The 15,387-nt window shown below is 65.0% G+C and carries 18 protein-coding genes; 10 read left to right on the top strand and 8 right to left on the bottom strand.

Features of this window, described 5'->3' with window-relative positions:
* Positions 1-25: 25 nt before the first annotated feature.
* Both M2337_RS06900 and M2337_RS06895 read left to right on the top strand, forming a co-directional pair.
* The gene (locus M2337_RS06900) at positions 26-385 is read left to right on the top strand and encodes a hypothetical protein (RefSeq protein WP_264569611.1); all 360 of its coding nucleotides are present in this window, start codon (positions 26-28) and stop codon (positions 383-385) included.
* Between the two features lie 50 nt (positions 386-435).
* Positions 436-1,428 (top strand): alpha/beta fold hydrolase, encoded by a 993-nt coding sequence (locus M2337_RS06895; RefSeq protein WP_264569610.1) that lies wholly within the window; start codon positions 436-438, stop codon positions 1,426-1,428.
* Positions 1,429-1,743: 315 nt separating this feature from the next.
* Here M2337_RS06895 and M2337_RS06890 read toward each other — a convergent pair whose 3' ends face one another.
* Positions 1,744-2,142 carry a DUF2171 domain-containing protein gene (locus M2337_RS06890; RefSeq protein WP_264569609.1) on the bottom strand — a complete coding sequence of 133 codons (399 nt, stop codon included), beginning with the start codon at positions 2,140-2,142 and terminating at the stop codon, positions 1,744-1,746.
* A gap of 220 nt (positions 2,143-2,362) precedes the next feature.
* On the opposite strand from M2337_RS06890, the gene M2337_RS06885 reads away from it, so the two are divergent.
* The 5 genes from M2337_RS06885 (at position 2,363) to M2337_RS06865 (ending at position 5,748) form a co-directional block, all read left to right on the top strand.
* Positions 2,363-2,716, top strand: coding sequence for a hypothetical protein (locus tag M2337_RS06885; RefSeq protein ID WP_413716189.1), 354 nt, complete (start codon positions 2,363-2,365; stop codon positions 2,714-2,716).
* 57 nt (positions 2,717-2,773) lie between these two features.
* Positions 2,774-3,181, top strand: coding sequence for a PepSY domain-containing protein (locus tag M2337_RS06880; protein ID WP_264569608.1), 408 nt, complete (start codon positions 2,774-2,776; stop codon positions 3,179-3,181).
* Positions 3,178-3,366: a hypothetical protein gene (locus tag M2337_RS06875; RefSeq protein ID WP_181558883.1), complete on the top strand. Its 189-nt coding sequence runs from the start codon at positions 3,178-3,180 to the stop codon at positions 3,364-3,366. Before M2337_RS06880 ends, M2337_RS06875 begins: the two co-directional genes overlap by 4 nt.
* 164 nt (positions 3,367-3,530) lie before the next feature.
* Positions 3,531-4,583, top strand: a complete 1,053-nt coding sequence (locus M2337_RS06870) for a ribonucleotide-diphosphate reductase subunit beta (RefSeq protein WP_181558882.1) — start codon at positions 3,531-3,533, stop codon at positions 4,581-4,583.
* A 610-nt stretch (positions 4,584-5,193) separates the two neighbouring features.
* Positions 5,194-5,748: a glycine zipper 2TM domain-containing protein gene (locus tag M2337_RS06865; protein ID WP_264569606.1), complete on the top strand. Its 555-nt coding sequence runs from the start codon at positions 5,194-5,196 to the stop codon at positions 5,746-5,748.
* Between the two features lie 102 nt (positions 5,749-5,850).
* On the opposite strand, the gene M2337_RS06860 is transcribed toward M2337_RS06865, so the two are convergent.
* A complete protein-coding gene (locus tag M2337_RS06860; RefSeq protein ID WP_264569605.1) occupies positions 5,851-5,985 on the bottom strand; it encodes an entericidin A/B family lipoprotein in 135 nt (44 codons plus the stop codon).
* 223 nt (positions 5,986-6,208) lie between these two features.
* On the opposite strand from M2337_RS06860, the gene M2337_RS06855 reads away from it, so the two are divergent.
* Both M2337_RS06855 and M2337_RS06850 read left to right on the top strand, forming a co-directional pair.
* Positions 6,209-6,376 carry a hypothetical protein gene (locus M2337_RS06855; protein ID WP_264569604.1) on the top strand — a complete coding sequence of 56 codons (168 nt, stop codon included), beginning with the start codon at positions 6,209-6,211 and terminating at the stop codon, positions 6,374-6,376.
* A 185-nt stretch (positions 6,377-6,561) separates the two neighbouring features.
* Complete coding sequence (locus tag M2337_RS06850) at positions 6,562-7,224, top strand: hypothetical protein (protein WP_264569603.1); 663 nt, start codon at positions 6,562-6,564, stop codon at positions 7,222-7,224.
* 61 nt (positions 7,225-7,285) lie between these two features.
* Here M2337_RS06850 and M2337_RS06845 read toward each other — a convergent pair whose 3' ends face one another.
* The 3 genes from M2337_RS06845 to M2337_RS06835 form a co-directional block, all read right to left on the bottom strand.
* On the bottom strand, positions 7,286-8,203 hold the full coding sequence (locus M2337_RS06845) for an SDR family NAD(P)-dependent oxidoreductase (protein WP_264569602.1): 918 nt from the start codon (positions 8,201-8,203) through the stop codon (positions 7,286-7,288).
* 92 nt (positions 8,204-8,295) lie between these two features.
* Positions 8,296-8,760 carry a thermonuclease family protein gene (locus M2337_RS06840; RefSeq protein ID WP_264569601.1) on the bottom strand — a complete coding sequence of 155 codons (465 nt, stop codon included), beginning with the start codon at positions 8,758-8,760 and terminating at the stop codon, positions 8,296-8,298.
* 116 nt (positions 8,761-8,876) lie between these two features.
* Complete coding sequence (locus M2337_RS06835) at positions 8,877-9,440, bottom strand: peroxiredoxin (RefSeq protein WP_264569600.1); 564 nt, start codon at positions 9,438-9,440, stop codon at positions 8,877-8,879.
* Positions 9,441-9,527: 87 nt separating this feature from the next.
* Between M2337_RS06835 and recF the strand changes: the two genes are divergently transcribed.
* Positions 9,528-10,595, top strand: a complete 1,068-nt coding sequence (gene recF, locus M2337_RS06830; RefSeq protein WP_264569599.1) for a DNA replication/repair protein RecF — start codon at positions 9,528-9,530, stop codon at positions 10,593-10,595.
* A gap of 312 nt (positions 10,596-10,907) precedes the next feature.
* Here recF and M2337_RS06825 read toward each other — a convergent pair whose 3' ends face one another.
* The 3 genes from M2337_RS06825 to ftsZ are packed head-to-tail and all read right to left on the bottom strand — an operon-like array spanning position 10,908 to position 15,299.
* Positions 10,908-12,062 carry a deoxyguanosinetriphosphate triphosphohydrolase gene (locus M2337_RS06825; protein ID WP_264569598.1) on the bottom strand — a complete coding sequence of 385 codons (1,155 nt, stop codon included), beginning with the start codon at positions 12,060-12,062 and terminating at the stop codon, positions 10,908-10,910.
* A complete protein-coding gene (locus M2337_RS06820) occupies positions 12,059-13,738 on the bottom strand; it encodes an SPOR domain-containing protein (RefSeq protein WP_264569597.1) in 1,680 nt (559 codons plus the stop codon). Before M2337_RS06820 ends, M2337_RS06825 begins: the two co-directional genes overlap by 4 nt.
* 52 nt (positions 13,739-13,790) lie before the next feature.
* A complete protein-coding gene (gene ftsZ / locus M2337_RS06815) occupies positions 13,791-15,299 on the bottom strand; it encodes a cell division protein FtsZ (RefSeq protein ID WP_264569596.1) in 1,509 nt (502 codons plus the stop codon).
* Between the last annotated feature and the right edge of the window lie 88 nt (positions 15,300-15,387).

The following is a 15,387-nucleotide window of genomic DNA, read 5'->3' as shown; positions in this document are numbered from 1 at the left end:
AATCTCATATTGCGCAGGAGAGAATATGTCTAAGTACGTCAATCTTACCACATATCTCGCTCGCCTTGATCAAGGCGTGTGGAACACAACTTTCGATGAAGTAGAACACATTCTCGGATTTTCGTTACCTACGAGCGCAAGGCAATACCAAGCATGGTGGGCCAACCAAATGAGATCACAAAGCATGGCTTGGCAAAGTGCGGGTTGGAAGACAGCTAGTGTTGATCTGCATAACGAGAAAATCTCATTTGTATATGTAAACGAAAATCCAGAAAATGAAGTAGATGGCCCTGATCTACATCTGACAATTTCGGAGGCCAAGTTGGGGCTAGCCAACGCGTTGGGGCTTAAACCAGAACAAGTAGAAATCGTGATAAGGGCCTAACTGCAGTAAATTGAGCAACGCACTTAGATTATCCGTAGGAGAGGCCGCCAATGAACAGCCGACGCGACTTCATCAAGCACACCGCCGCCGTCGGCGCCGCGAGCCTCGCCCCCAGCATCCCGCCCGCCACGGCGCAGGCCCCCGCCCCGCCGCTCTGGCAGAAGCTCTACCCCGGCTTTCGCAACCTGCGGATCAAGACCAGCGGCGCGGAGATCAATGTTGTCACGGGCGGATCGGGGCCGCCGTTGCTCATGCTCCATGGCGCGCCGGAGTCGCTTGTCACCTGGCATCTCGTCGCCCCGACGCTGGCGCGGGATTACACCGTCGTGCTGGCCGATCTGCGCGGTTATGGGGATAGCAGCAAGCCGGAGGGCGGCGCGGATCATTCGGCTTATTCCAAGCGGGCGATGGCGCAGGATGGCGTGGAGGTGATGGCGCAGCTGGGCCATGCGCGCTTCCTGCTCGTCGGCCATGATCGCGGCGCGCGGGTCGGGCGGCGGATGGCGCTGGATCATCCCGAGAAGGTCCGCAAGCTCGCCGTGCTGGACATATTGCCGGAGCATTATCTCTACAGCCATGTCACGCTCGGCTTCGTGCGCGGCTATTATCACTGGTTCAGCTTCCTGCGCCCCGCGCCCATTCCGGAAGAGGAGACGCTGGCGCGCTATCAGGCCGCCGCTGCCAATGCGACCAGCGAGATCGAGCGGGAGTATAACCGCCACCGGCTCGACCCCGCGATGCTGCATGCGATGTGCGAGGATTATCGCGCCTCGGCCTCGGTCGATCTGGATCTGGACCACGCCGATCTGGCGGCGGGGAAGAAGATCACCTGCCCGCTGCTCGCCATCTGGGCCGGCAAGGGCCTCTATCCGCGCCTGTTCGATGACATATTGGCGTGTGGCAGGCCGAGGCGACGGATGTGCGCGGCCATGCGCTGCCCAATGCCACGCACAATCTGCAGGAGAGCGACCCGCAGGCGACGCTGGCCGCGCTGCAGGGCTTCTTGCGCGACTGACCTTGGGACTAAATTTTTCGGAAGATAGAGCGGAAAAGAAGTCCGGCCTCCCGGGGGGTGGGGGGATGGGAGACCGGACCCTTTTCAGCCGCTCGGCTGTGTGTGGGAGATCACCGCCGAAGCGACTTTCTACCCCTTTGGGTGCAGCATTCACTGAACCTGTTCCCTATCAGATAGGGTCGACAGGCCAGGGAACAAGGGCTGCGCGATCAATCGCGCCTGACGCACGTTGGGCCGTCCCGGTGCATCGGACGGACGTATGCAGGCGCTCTTTCGTCGCAGCTATGTGTTGGTGGCCGGGCGGGAGGGACCCGGCCACCGGGGTTGTTCGGGCGAATGTGCCTCAGGTCGAGGGCGTGCCGGAGCCGCCCATACCGGTGCCGAGGCCACTGGTGCCGAAGATCTGCGAATTCTCGTTGGTGCCGGTCGTGCTGGTGGTCGCCGCGCTGCCGGCATAGCTGTCCGTCTTCACACCGCCGGACTGGACGCCGGGGCGCGTGCCATCGGCATAGCCGCCGCCAATTGTCAGGCCCTCGGGCATCGGCGTATCGGGCTTGAGCGTGACGCGATCGTCATGGATGCTGTCGACATAATCGAGGTTGATCTGGTGATGGCGGCTGTCCGCCGAATCCGTGCGGGTGAGGACCAGCAGATCGCCGTCCACCTTGTCGACGGTGCCGACATGGCGGCCGCTCGCATCCGCGACTTCCATATGCTCCTTGATGCGCCACTTCTCGAACATGGCTCGCTCCTTTTCTCTGCAGATACAATGAACTAGATGGTACTGAAGACAGAACGGCCGAGGCGGCGGAGCGTTCCGAATACCCCGCCCCATCCAGCGCATCGCAGCCACGACTGGGCCGTTCACGGGCAACGCCGAGCGCAATCCGGCGCGAGACGGCGCGCGCGGCTTTTGATACGGGTCAATGCGTCCGGCCGCCGGAGCGGTCACAGAGCAGCGGATGACCGACGCGATGACCATGCATCCCATGCCCCGCCCGTCCGCCGGCACCGGCGCCGCGCTCGCCTTACCGGCAGCCCTGTTGCTGATCCTCGGCGGATGCGCCCGGCAAAGCGCCGCGGCGGTGAGCAGCGCGCCGGATACGCCCGGCTTCCTGCTCGGCCTGTGGCACGGCTTCATCTTCCCCTTCGCCTGGGCGCTGTCGCTGATCGCGGACGATGTCGCCGTCTATGCCGTGCCCAATAATGGCGGATGGTATGATTTCGGCTATTTCCTCGGCATCGTCGTCTTCGGCGTGGGCGCGCGCAAGACCAAGACGGTGACCGTCTATGTCGATCGCTGGCGCGGCCGGTGATGGCGATCGCCCGTCCTCCCGACGCTACACCTGCCTTCCGCACGAAAGGATGCACCCATGCGTAAATGGCACCGCTGGACCACCGTCTTCATCGGCCTGTTCATGCTGTTCATCGCCCTGACCGGCTTGGGCAGCCATTTCGCCGCGATGGTCGCGCGGGGGAGCGTGTTCGAGACCGAGGAGCGCGGTGCCCCGCCGGCCGCGCAGACGCCAGTCGCGGTACAGAAGGCTAGCCCGTCTGCGGGTGCGCCCGCCGCCCAGCAAGCCGCGCCGAACCCCGCCCGCAAGCTGGTCGGCCTGTTCCATCATCTCCACTCGGGCGAGTTTTTCGGCCCGGTCGGCGTGATCATCTCCCTCCTCTCCGGCTTCGCGCTCGTCTTCTTCGCGATTTCCGGCATGTGGATGTATGTGCAGATGTTCCGCACTCGCCTCAGCCGGGGACGGCGCGACATCTTCTGGAAATGACCCTCCCGGCGCTCATCATGGCCGGCGTCTCGGGCACTGCGGCGCTCTGCGGTGCCCTCATCCTCGCGCGCAAGGCACGGACGCCGCAGGGGGTCTATGGCAAGCGGATCGCCGGCACCATGGCGCTCTCCTTCGCGCTCATCCTCGCGCTGTTCGCCTGGGGGCTGGAGCGCATGGCCGGCTGAACCGACGGCGGCCTGCGGCGCTGGCGAAAGTCAAGGCCGGGGACACAAAATTTACTGTGGATGAACGCCACAACACCGCTAGACATTGTGGTGGATTGGACTAGCATCCCCCTTCATCTAGTTATTTGTGCCCTACAGCCATCCCAATTGCGGAGCCCGGAAAAATGTCGCTTCTCCAAGCCTCCAAGGTCTACAAGCCCTTCGAATATCCCTGGGCCTATGACTATTGGAAGCGCCAGCAGCAGGTCCACTGGATGCCCGAGGAAGTGCCTCTGGGCGAGGATTGCCGCGACTGGGCGCAGAAGCTCTCCGACCATGAGCGCAACCTGCTGACGCAGATCTTCCGCTTCTTCACCCAGGCGGACGTGGAAGTGCAGGATTGCTACCACGACAAATATGGCCGCGTGTTCAAGCCGACCGAGATCAAGATGATGCTGACCGCGTTCAGCAACATGGAGACGATCCACATCGCGGCCTATTCGCACCTGCTCGACACCATCGGCATGCCCGAGAGCGAATATTCGATGTTCCTCGAATATGACGAGATGCGCGCCAAGCATGATTATATGCAGCAGTTCGGCGTGGACAGCGATGAGGACATCGCCCGCACCCTCGCCATGTTCGGCGGCTTCACCGAGGGCATGCAGCTCTTCGCCAGCTTCGCGATGCTGATGAACTTCCCGCGCTTCAACAAGATGAAGGGCATGGGCCAGATCGTCACCTGGTCGGTGCGCGACGAGAGCCTGCACTGCGAGGGCATCGTGCGCCTGTTCCACGAGTTCGTGAAGGAGCGCGACTGCCTGACCAAGGCGGTGAAGGAAGACATTATCGATTGCTGCCAGAAGACCGTGCGGCTGGAGGATGCCTTCATCGACCTCGCCTTCGAGCAAGGCCCGGTGCCCGGCATGACCGCCAAGGAGATCAAGCGCTACATCCGCTACATCGCCGACTGGCGGCTGGGCCAGCTCGGCTTCCAGCCGATCTACATGATCGAGGAACACCCGCTGCCCTGGCTCACCCCGCTGCTCAACGGCGTGGAGCACGCCAACTTCTTCGAAACGCGCGCCACCGAATATTCCAAGGGCGCCACGCGCGGCAACTGGAACGAGGTGTGGGACAGCTTCGACCGCCGCAAGAAAATGCGCGCCAATGACGGCGAGGCCGAAAGCGATAGCGGCGAGGACATGTTCTCGCGGGCCGGGGTGGCGGCGGAGTAATCATTCAACCACTAATAAAGGAGGCGCCCCGGCGTGAATCACAAGCCGGAAAAATAGCTGACCTTAAGTAAGGGCCGGATTAGCCAATTCTTAGGAATAAGGGGGAGCGGTCGAATAGACTAATATGCACCCTGACCTCCGGAAGCCTCAAATTTCGCTTTTCCTAAACCTGGACGGGCCAGCATTCCCTTCACTCAAAAAGGAATTGAGACATGCTAGTTTCTAGCGTTTTTCAAAGCCGGAACGGTGAATGGTATTGGGAAATTTTGGATGACGAAGGTTTGTATTTGAGATCAGATCGTTGTTTTGCTTTCGAACACGATGCGCAAAGCGATCTCTCGGTGTCGAGCCATCTTGTCAGTCCTCTTCTCAAACAGCACTAAGCCGGAAGGACAGGCGGCCCTGCCGCCTGTCCGACTGGACAAGGTTCGGGTTCAAGTTAACCCTCCGGTTGTGGGATCGCATGCCCAACCGTCATTGACCTCAAGGGCGTCCTTCCCCCTTTCCCCCAAATGAACCGCCCGTCGCCACCGGTTCAGGCGACTCGCGATACAGTCCGATCCGATCTCCCGCTGCCGGGAGAGACAGAATAAGGATCGGAGTGAGACAGATGTACAAGGCTCTGAAGAACAGCATCGCGGCGCTGGCGCTGGGTGCCGTGACAGTGGGCGGTCTTGCCGCCACCCCCGCTTTTGCCGACCCGGGTCGCGGGCATGACCGGCATTGGCAGCGCGATCGCGACGATCGGCGCGATTATCGTCATGACAATCGCCGCTGGGATCGGGACGACCGCCGGGGCCGTGACCGGGTAGTGGTAATCGACCGCCGCCCTGTCGTGCGCCCTGCCCCGCGCGTCGTCTACGCCTATGACTATAACCGGCCGGACCCGCGCTATCGCGGCTATTATGCGGACCGTTACTATCGCGGCGGCTATGCGCCGGTGCGCGTCTACCGCGATACCCGCGTGTATCGGGGCTATGACGATCGCTATTATTGCCGCCGGTCGGACGGCACCACCGGCCTGATCGTCGGTGCGGCGCTGGGCGGCTTGCTTGGCGATCAGCTCGATCGCGGCCGTTCCTCGATCCTGGGTGCCGTGCTGGGCGCGGGTGCCGGGGCGATGATCGGACGGTCGGTCGACCGGGGCGATGTCGTCTGCCGCTAAACCGGACCGACGCAGAGCTGTAGCATGAGCCCGGCGCGCTGACCTCAGCGGGCCGGGCTTTTGTCAGCCAAGGGTCAGTTGCCAGGGATCAGTTGCCAAGGATCAGTTGATCGCGTCCTGACCTGCCTGCCCCACGGACTCGATGTCCCGGCCAAGACCCTTCACCGTCGCGCAAGCAGACAGGAGCAGGGATGCGCTCACGACCGCGAGAAGCAGCGCCGACCGTCTTGTTTTCATGTCCTCGATCCCTTTCCGATTGCCGGATGTTTTCCAACGCCCTCGACTATCCGAAAAAATGCGATCCGGCGCAATCCGCCTGCTGGTGATCCCGGCTTGGTGATCCCCGGCCGGATGAAAAGGCGCACATGTGCGATGCATTGCTGCTGGAAGGCGCTTGCGAGCGGGAACCGGTCGCCAGCGCGCACGTATTCCTAGCGGTACAATCGAAGGAGATTTCCGCATGGATCCGGTCACCATCGAGCATCGCCGCCAGGAGCTGCAGAGCCTGCTGGCGCAAATTCAGGCCAACCCCTCGCGCGACTGGCACCGTGAGCGGCAGCGCGTGATCGTGTTGCAGCATATGGTCGGCGCAAAGGCGGCCGGCACCCACCCCGGCACCCGACACTGATTGCACTTTGAACGGCGATGAACCGCATCGCCACAAAGCTCTGAATCTCGGCGAGTCGCGGGTTCCCACCGGTGCGACGAATCGAGTCCATAAGGGTCTTGCCTTGGTGGAATCAGAGGAGGATAAGCGCCTCTTGATGGGAACAGGGCCGCCACCCATGGCGCCCCCTCGGGAGGAAGAACGTTATGGCATTGAGCATGATCGGGGGCCGGCGGATCAAGGCCGCAGTCGCACTGTCCGCTCTGCCGCTGCTGGCCCTGGCCGGCTGCACCGCCAAGCAGGTCGCTGAAGCGCCGCTGCAGAACATTCCCGTTCCCATTCCGCAGAATGTCCCGCTGATCGAAGTGCCGCCGCCGCCGCCGATCCTGATCGGTGAGAATAAGGGGCAGGACATGTGGCACCTGCGCTCGGGCCTGAACGTCGCCGTGCTTCTCTGCCAGGGGCCGGACAATGCCGCGATGGTCTCCGACTACAACCGGATGCTTTCCGTGCATAAGGGCCTGCTTTCGGAGGCCGCGCAGATGCAGGTCGATCTGTTCAAGGCCAAGGGCGGTCGCAAGTGGCAGGACGCCCATGACGACCATATGACCAAGCTCTACAACCGCTATTCCAACACCCAGTCGCGCGACAAGTTCTGCGCCAAGGCCAAGGCGCAGCTCGCCGAAGTCGCGAACCAGACCCCCATTGCGTTCAGCGAGAAGGCGACGTTCCTGCTGTGGGAGCTGAACAAGGCCGCCAGCCTGCCCGATCCGGACGGATCGCTCGCGCGGGCTGCGGCCGCAAACAGCACGCCGGGTCTGGTGCAGACCGTCCAGGCGACGACCAGCCAGACGACCACGCAGCGCTAAGCGGCGCCCGGGACGCGCGCCCAGCGTAAGAAGCGGGCGCGCTCCGGGTCCGGATCAATCTTCAGTCTTCGTCCGGCACGGCCAGGGTCGCGCCGAAATCGAACGGCTTGGCCTCCGGCATCGCAGCCATCAGCGCCTTGAAGCGCTCTTCCACATTGTCTTTCCAGTTGCCGTGCGTCGCGACGTACAGCGTGTTGTTGCGGATCGCGTCGACGATCATGTCGCCCACTTCCGTCGGTTCCATCCAGGTGTCGGACACGACGCGCTTGGCGAGCTGATCCTCCGTCTGCGCGAGGCCGCTGCCCGAGCGGAAACGCTCCGGCCGGTTTTGGCCGGATTCATGGATGCGGCTCTTGATCGGGCCGGGCATCAGCACCGTCACGCCGATATTGTCCTGCGCCATGCTGTCGCGGATCGATTCAGACAGGGTGATGACGCCCGCCTTCGCCACGGCATAAATGGCCATGAAGCTCGGCATCGGCGTCAGCCCGGCCAGCGACGCGGTGTTGACGATGTGGCCACCCTTGCCCCGCCGGCGCATGCCGGGCGCAAATTCCATGATGCCGTTGATCGGCCCCATGAGATTGACGCCGATGCCATAGTCCCAATCGGCATAGGTGGCCTGATCGAACGGGCCGGACGGATCGATGCCGGCATTGTTGATCAGGATTTCCGGCCCGCCCATCACGGCCTCGCACTCCTTGGCGGCCTCGCGCATCTGGTCGCGGTCGGACACGTCGAGCCGCATGGTGTGGACATTGCGGCCCTGCTGGCGTTCCTCGAAAAATGCCTTGGCTTCATCGAGATGGTCCTGGCGGATATCGGCCAGCACCAGCCTGGCGCCATTGGCGAGCAGCTGCTGGGCAATGCCGAAGCCGATCCCGCTCGCTCCGCCCGTGATGAACGCCGTCGTGCCCGCAATCTCCATGGCTTTCCTCTCCAAACCCGGCGCCTCGCCGGCTTGCTCAAACTGATCCATCGGCCGATGCTGCGCCCGGCCGCTCCTCCAATCTCATCCAGCAAATCCGGACAGAGTCAACAGTGGCCGTCGCCTGCGGGGTCGCTGGCCGGTCAGGATCGCGGATGCGCGGCGCGCCAGACCGAGGGCGTCTCGAACGTGCCACGCCAGATGCCGCGCCGGGCGGAACGGGCAGCCTCCTCTTCCTGCCGATAGGTGCCGGGGCCGCGCCCTAGGTTGCTGATCGCCCAGCCACGCGCCACCATGATCACGCCGATGTCCGCGATCCGGGTGGTGGCGCAGGTCGCCACGGCGCGGCCATATTGGTCCGTCGTCCGGGACTCGCAGCTGAGCCCACCGCCGCGCACCAGCGCCAGCAGCGCGTCGCGCGCCTGCGTGCCACAGTCCCAGGGCTGGCCGGCCGCATCCTGGCAACGCTGGTTCAGTTCGACCGCGTCAATGTCCGCGATGCGCACGATCCGCGGGCCGATCCGCAGGCTATCGCCATCCATCACATGCACGCGCGTGCCATCGGCGGCCTCGATCCATTCGGGCGGCGCACGGAGCAGGGCCAGCACGATCAGCAGAAACGCCAGAAGAGCCAGCGAACCAAGCCGCGCAAGCCATCGTCGGCCCGGCCTGCCGGCTAATCCCTGGAAACCCCTGCGCCGTCGGGCAGGTCTGGTGCGGATGATCAGTGCTTGTGATCGCTGGCCATGGACTGCACGGCGGCCAGCGTGTTCTTCACATGGTCGCGATAGTCGAGTGCGCTATGCACATAGACGATCCGGCCCGCCGGGCTGATGACATAGGAGGTGCGGTCCGTCTTGCCCGCAAAGGCCGGATTGTCCGCCTTGAGCGCCACGTCGTAATTGGTGATGAGACGCGGCCCGGCCGAGGCGACCGCGAACTTGCTGCCGCACGCCTCTGTGGAGAAACGCTGCAGGACGTCGACCGGGTCGGCCGACATGCCGATCACCGTCGCACCGGCCTTCTTGAACGCATCCGCCTGATCGGCAAATTCCTTGGTTTCCGCCGTACAGCCCTTGGTGAAGGCTGCGGGGAAGAAGTAGAGCACGACCGGGCCTTTCTTCAGCGCATCGGACAGCTTGACGCTGAACACTTTGCCGGCCAGCGCACCGCGCGTCTCGAAATCCGGCGCCTTGGCGCCGACCGGCAGCGCTGCCTGCGCGCCGCCGCCGAGCAAGGCGCTGCCCAGCATCGCAATCATGACTGTCTTCGATGCTTTGCCGAACATATGCCCATTCCCGTCTGCTGACTCACGATCCGCACAATCTGCCATAGAAGGCCTTGGCGTGCCAGCCCTCACCGGTTACGAGCAGCCATGGCGATCGACCGCCTTGCCCTCACCAATTTCCGCAATCATGCCGACGCCCTGATTGTGCCCGCCGCGCCGATGATCGTCCTGACCGGCGAGAATGGCGCGGGGAAGACCAACATCCTCGAGGCGATTTCGCTGCTGGCGCCGGGGCGCGGCCTGCGCGGCGCGGCCCTGCGCGACATGGCGCGGCAGAGCGGGCCGGGCGGCTTCGCGGTCGCCGCGCGATTGGGCGATGCCGCCTTGGGGACCGGCACCGACCCTGATGCGCCGGACAAGCGGCAAGTGCGGATCGACGGGCGCGCCTCACCGGCCAATGCGCTCTCGACCCGCGTGGCGCTGAGCTGGCTGACGCCGGCGATGGACCGCCTGTTTCTGGACAGCCCCGGTGGACGCCGCCGGTTCCTGGACCGGCTGGTGCTGGCCCAGGCGCCATCGCACGCCCATCACAGCGCACGCTACGAGGCCGCGATGCGCGCGCGCAATGCCCTGCTGGGAGAAGACGGGCCGGCCGACCCGGACTGGCTCGCCGCGCTGGAAGCCCGCATGGCGGAGCATGGCGCCGTGATCGATGCCGCGCGGCGGGCGCTGATCGCCGAACTGGAAGAAGAGATCGCCCGCAGCGCGCAGCATCTCTTCGCCCGGCCGACCTTGAGGCTGACCGGCGAGCCATTCGAGGAGGGCGCCCTTGCCGCTCGGCTGCGCTCGGCGCGGACGGGAGACCGGGCAGCGGGGCGGACACTTGTCGGCCCGCATCGCGCCGATCTGCTGGTCACGCATGAAGCCAAGCAGCAGGATGCGGCGCTGTGCTCGACAGGGGAGCAAAAGGCGCTGCTGCTCAGCATCATGCTGGCCCACGCCCAATTGGTCGGTACACAGAGCGGGCGACCGCTCATCATCCTGCTGGACGAGGTGGCCGCCCATCTCGATCCGACGCGCCGCCATGCCCTGTTCGAGCGGTTGCGCGCCAGCGGCGGGCAGGTGTGGATGACCGGGACGGAGGCCGATCTGTTCAACGGGCTGGAACAGGCGACCTATTTGCGGGTGGAGGCGGGGCAGGTCATTCCGGGGTGATCAAGCGGCGTGGGCGAAGCGCGGCTATTACACCTTTTCCCCCAAGCGGACTTTTCAGACACGGCATCATTGCTGACCGCCCTCCGTTCGTCCTGAGTAGCTGCTGAGCCTGTCGAAGCGGCGTATCGAAGGTGCAGTCCATGACTGAGATGCTTCGATACGGGTCTTCGCCACGCGCCTGCGGCCCTACTCAGACCCTACTCAGCACGAACTGTGGAGGGTGGCGAAGTCGGCTTCCCCCCACATGAGCCGCTGGTCGCGCACTCTGACCAAATCGATAGTGGACAACGCCCTCACGAACTCTGTCCTCGCTTAGGAGACCCCGAAAATCTCCTGATGCGCGCGCTCGGCGAAGCGATCGGTCATGCCCGCGATATAGTCCGCGATATGGCGGCTGCGCTCGGGCTCGGCGGCGCCGCAACTGGCATCCCAGGCTGTCCCCATCAGCGCAGGATCGGCCGAATAGGCGCGAAACAGATCGGTGACGATCACCCGCGCCCGCCCGGCGGCGGCAAGCTGGGTCGGATGGTGATAGAGATTGGCGTACATGAAGCGCTTGAGCTGGCGCTCGTCCTCCCGCATCGCATCCGAGAAGGCGACCATGGCCTGCCCCGCGCTCCGCACGGCTGAGACGTCAGCTCGCTCCAACCCGTGCAGGCGCAGGTTTTCGCGCGTGGTCATGATGAGATCGTTGACCATGATGCCAATCTGGTCGCGGATCAGTTCCCGCAACAGCTGCTCGGCCGGCAGATCGGGATAGCGCGCGGTGACCTGCTCCCAGCAGCGGCGGACGAACGGCGCTTCCAGAAGTTGCTCAAGCGTCAGAATGCCGGCGCGCAGGCCATCGTCAATATCATGATTGTCATAGGCGATATCGTCGGCAAGCGCCGCGACCTGCGCTTCCAGCGACGGCCAGCTTTCGAGCTCCAGCGGAAAGGCGGCATCGATCTGCTGCATCGCCCAGTTGGGGGCCAGCACCGGGCCGTTATGCTTGGCCAGCCCTTCCATCATCTCCCAACTCAGATTGAGGCCGGGGAAGCGGGGATAGGCATTTTCCAGCAAGGCGAGCGTGCGCAGGCAATGGGCGTTGTGATCGAAGCCGCCCTGCCCGGCCAGCGCCTCTTCCAGCGCATCCTCCCCGGCATGGCCAAACGGGGGATGGCCGATATCATGAGCGAGGCACAGCGCCTCGGTCAGATCCTCATTGAGGCCCAGCACTCGTGCAATCGTCCGCCCGATCTGCGCGACCTCAAGGCTGTGCGTCAGGCGGACGCGATAATGGTCGCCATCGGGTGCGACGAACACCTGCGTCTTGTGGCGCAGGCGACGAAAGCTGATCGAGTGAATGATCCGGTCGCGGTCGCGCTGGAAAATGTCGCGTGGTCCGCGCGCCTCGCCACCCGGCTCGGCATGTTGACGACCCCGGCTGCGCGCCGGGTCACAGGCATAGGGGGCGAGCACGCTCACTGCGTGCCGATCTTGCTGACTTCCTCGCCGGCTTCGCTTTGCCAGAAGAACGCATCGCCACCCGCCTTGCGCAATTCGGTGACCACCGCCCGCGCATCCTCGGGGCGACGGAAGGGGCCGATCAGCAGGCGGCGCGTCTCGCCCCAGGTGGCCGTCCAGCCATCCTGCCCGGCAATCGTATCGCCATAGGTCCGGCGCAAACGGCGCAGATCGAAGGCCAGGGCAGCCGGATCACGGCCTGCCGCCAATTGTACCCAATTGCGCGACGGGTTTGCCGCCAGCTTGGCCTTGCGCTCAGCCTCGGCCTTGCGTTCAGCCTCCGCCTTGGCGCGCGCCTCGGCATCCGCCTTGGCCTTGGCCTGCTGCGCGGCTGCCGCGACCCGGCGCTGCTCCTGAATCCGCGCGACGGCGCTCAGATCCGCGACGGCGACCTGTCGGCGCTCGCCTTCCGGCACTTCGAGCGCCTTCAGCGTGTCGCCAAGCGAGCGCACCGGCTGCGGCACTGGCGTAGGTGCGGGTGCCGGTGTCGGCGCAGACGCCACCGGGGCCGGCGTGCTGGGTGCCGCCGGCGCCACGGCAGCGACGGTCGTCGGCGCAGGATTGGTTACGCGACTGGCCGGCTGTGTGGCGGGAGCGGATGATGGAGCCGGGCGCGTCGGCTGCGGCGCGGGGGCGCGCGCGGCGGTCTGCACCGGCTGTTGCGGCGGTGGGGATGCTGTCGGTGCAGGCGGTGGCGGCGGTGGAAGCGGCTGGGCCGCTGCCGCAGCGGATGCTGTTTGCTGAGCCTGAGCCTGCGACGCGCGGCGCGCGGCCTGCTGCGCGGCCCGTCGTTCTGCCGCCGTCTGACGCCGGCCGCCCCGCTCGCGCTCGGTGGTAGCGGCAACCTGCGTATCGCGGTTCCGCGCCGGCTCGGGTGCAGCCAAGCGGAGGACATCCGCCGGATACTCGCCATAATGGACCGCGGAGACCTTCTGGCTCGCCGTCAGCAGGGGCAGGCGTTGCAGATAGGGTTCGAGCGCGTCGGCAAGGCCCTTCGGCAGCGTCGTCTGCGCAATGGAGCGCGCCTCGGCCATCTGGCCGTTCATCGCCAGGACGAAGGCCCGGATACGCCACGCCTCACGGTCGCCGCTGGTCAGGGCGGGCTTGAGCTGCTGCTCGGCTTCCGCGAGATTGCCGGAGACGCCCAGCGAGACCGCATAATTGAGCCGCGCGGTGTTATCATTGGGATTGGCCTGCAGGACGGCGCGATAATCCTGCTGCGCCTTGGCCTGCTGCCCGGTGAGATCGTAAGCCAGCGCGCGCTCGGGGAGATGCGCTTGGGCGCTGACGCCCAAGGCCGAGGCGGCATCGAAGTTCGCGGCGGCATCGGCGGGCTGCTTGAGGGCAATCTGCACGACCGCCAGACCCAGCCGGGCGCGGCCGTTGCGCCCATCGACCATATTGGCGCGCGTGAAGAAGCCATTGGCCGCCTGAATGTCCCCCAGATCGAGCGCGGCCTGGCCGGCGCCCAACAGGGCATTCACATCCTGAGGATTACGGGACAGCGAGGCGAGATGGCGGTTGAGCGCGGCTACCGCCTCGGCTGGTGGCGTGGCCTGAACCATCCCGCCGCTTTGCGCGAACACAGGCGCTGCGATGGCCAGAGAAAGGGCCAGAATGCAGCTGGTCGACTTCACGGATACACCTCTTCTGTCCGGCGGGACGGGTCGCGTCCCGCCGTGCACAGTTTTACTGGTTGTTCTGGCGATTGAGGAAGCGTGGCACCTCGAATTCGGTGCGATCCCGCTCGCTCTCGCTTTCCTCGGCATTGCCCTGCCGAGCCTGCCCACGGGCCAGCTGCGACATGCGCTCGAACAGCGTGCCGCCGCTCGTACCCTTGCTGGCCGGCTCCTCGGCGGGCTGCGGCGGCTCTACCCGAAGCGGCGGCTCGGGCGAGACGCTGTTGTCGAGCACCAGCTCGTCCTCACCGGTGATGTCATCGAAGGTCGATGCGGCAAAGCGCGGTGCCGGCTTGGGCTCTTCCGGCTTGGGCGCTTGGAAGCTGGCAGGTGCCTCGCTGGTCGGGGCCGGAGCCGGGGCGAACGACTCGTTTCGCGCAGGTGCGACGCCGCCAAGGTCCAACCCGTCCTCATAACGCGGCGCGGGGGCAGCCTCCGGGCGGACGAGATTGGCCGGCGCCGACACGGCAGGTGCGGCCTGACGCGGCGCGGCGGCGACACCCACATCGCCGAGCTTGAACGGCTGGCTGCGGGCCTGCGCCGCGGCGCTCGCTTCATTATCGATACCCGTCGCGACGACGGAGACGCGGATCTTGCCGTTCAACTGCTCGTTAAATGCCGAACCCCAGATGATGTTCGCATCGGGATCGACCAGCTCGCGGATGTGGTTGGCTGCCTCGTCGACTTCCATCAGGCGCATGTCTTCGCCACCCACGATGGAGACGATGACGCCCTTGGCGCCGCGCATCGAGACGCCATCGAGCAGCGGATTGGCAATGGCCTTCTCGGCGGCTTCGAGCGCACGACCGTCGCCTTCGGCCTCGCCGGTGCCCATCATCGCCTTGCCCATCTCTTCCATCACGGAGCGGACGTCGGCAAAGTCGAGGTTGATGAGGCCGGGCATGACCATGAGATCGGTGATGCCGCGCACGCCCTGCTGGAGCACTTCGTCGGCCATCTCGAACGCTTCCTTGAAGGTCGTGTTCGGGTTCGCGATCAGGAACAGATTCTGGTTCGGAATGACGATCAGCGTATCGACGTGCTTCTGCAGCTCCTCGATGCCCGAGTCTGCCGAGCGCATCCGGCGCGAGCCTTCAAAGGTAAACGGCTTGGTGACCACGCCGACCGTGAGGATGCCCTTTTCACGCGCCGCCTTGGCGATGACCGGCGCTGCGCCAGTGCCGGTGCCGCCGCCCATGCCGGCCGCGATGAAGCACATGTGGACGCCCTCAAGCGCCTCCTGCACTTCCGCAATGGTTTCTTCTGCGGCGGCGCGGCCGATGTCGGGGCGCGAACCGGCGCCGAGACCCTCGGTAATGCGCGGGCCAAGCTGGATGCGGCGTTCGGCAGGCGAGGCATTGAGCGCTTGAGCATCGGTGTTGGCGACAATGAAGTCGACCCCATCCACGGATGCGCCAATCATGTTGGCAATCGCATTTCCGCCCGCCCCGCCGACGCCAATAACGGTAATCCGCGGCTTCAGCTCGTCCACATGGGGCGGACCGATTTCAATGCTCATCAACTATCTCCTCCGGGTGCAAACCGCACCGTCACCTTGTCGGGATTCATGCACCAGATGAGCCGCCAATTCACGTTCTTTTTAACCG

The organism is Sphingobium sp. B2D3A, assembly GCF_025961795.1.
In the GTDB taxonomy this organism is placed as follows: Bacteria; Pseudomonadota; Alphaproteobacteria; order Sphingomonadales; family Sphingomonadaceae; genus Sphingobium.
Note: the sequence above shows the minus strand (reverse complement) of the source record. Positions and strands in the feature narration are given on the sequence as shown.

Bases quoted from the DNA above. Each gene is read 5' to 3' on its own strand.
- M2337_RS06860 (WP_264569605.1), bottom strand. From the start codon at position 5,985: ATGAAAACAAGACGGTCGGCGCTGCTTCTCGCGGTCGTGAGCGCATCC.
- M2337_RS06865 (WP_264569606.1), top strand. From the start codon at position 5,194: ATGTACAAGGCTCTGAAGAACAGCATCGCGGCGCTGGCGCTGGGTGCC.
- M2337_RS06850 (WP_264569603.1), top strand. From the start codon at position 6,562: ATGGCATTGAGCATGATCGGGGGCCGGCGGATCAAGGCCGCAGTCGCA.
- M2337_RS06895 (WP_264569610.1), top strand. From the start codon at position 436: ATGAACAGCCGACGCGACTTCATCAAGCACACCGCCGCCGTCGGCGCC.
- M2337_RS06885 (WP_413716189.1), top strand. From the start codon at position 2,363: ATGACCGACGCGATGACCATGCATCCCATGCCCCGCCCGTCCGCCGGC.
- M2337_RS06835 (WP_264569600.1), bottom strand. From the start codon at position 9,440: ATGTTCGGCAAAGCATCGAAGACAGTCATGATTGCGATGCTGGGCAGC.
- M2337_RS06890 (WP_264569609.1), bottom strand. From the start codon at position 2,142: ATGTTCGAGAAGTGGCGCATCAAGGAGCATATGGAAGTCGCGGATGCG.
- M2337_RS06875 (WP_181558883.1), top strand. From the start codon at position 3,178: ATGACCCTCCCGGCGCTCATCATGGCCGGCGTCTCGGGCACTGCGGCG.
- recF (WP_264569599.1), top strand. From the start codon at position 9,528: ATGGCGATCGACCGCCTTGCCCTCACCAATTTCCGCAATCATGCCGAC.
- M2337_RS06880 (WP_264569608.1), top strand. From the start codon at position 2,774: ATGCGTAAATGGCACCGCTGGACCACCGTCTTCATCGGCCTGTTCATG.
- M2337_RS06870 (WP_181558882.1), top strand. From the start codon at position 3,531: ATGTCGCTTCTCCAAGCCTCCAAGGTCTACAAGCCCTTCGAATATCCC.
- M2337_RS06845 (WP_264569602.1), bottom strand. From the start codon at position 8,203: ATGGATCAGTTTGAGCAAGCCGGCGAGGCGCCGGGTTTGGAGAGGAAA.
- M2337_RS06900 (WP_264569611.1), top strand. From the start codon at position 26: ATGTCTAAGTACGTCAATCTTACCACATATCTCGCTCGCCTTGATCAA.
- ftsZ (WP_264569596.1), bottom strand. From the start codon at position 15,299: ATGAGCATTGAAATCGGTCCGCCCCATGTGGACGAGCTGAAGCCGCGG.
- M2337_RS06855 (WP_264569604.1), top strand. From the start codon at position 6,209: ATGGATCCGGTCACCATCGAGCATCGCCGCCAGGAGCTGCAGAGCCTG.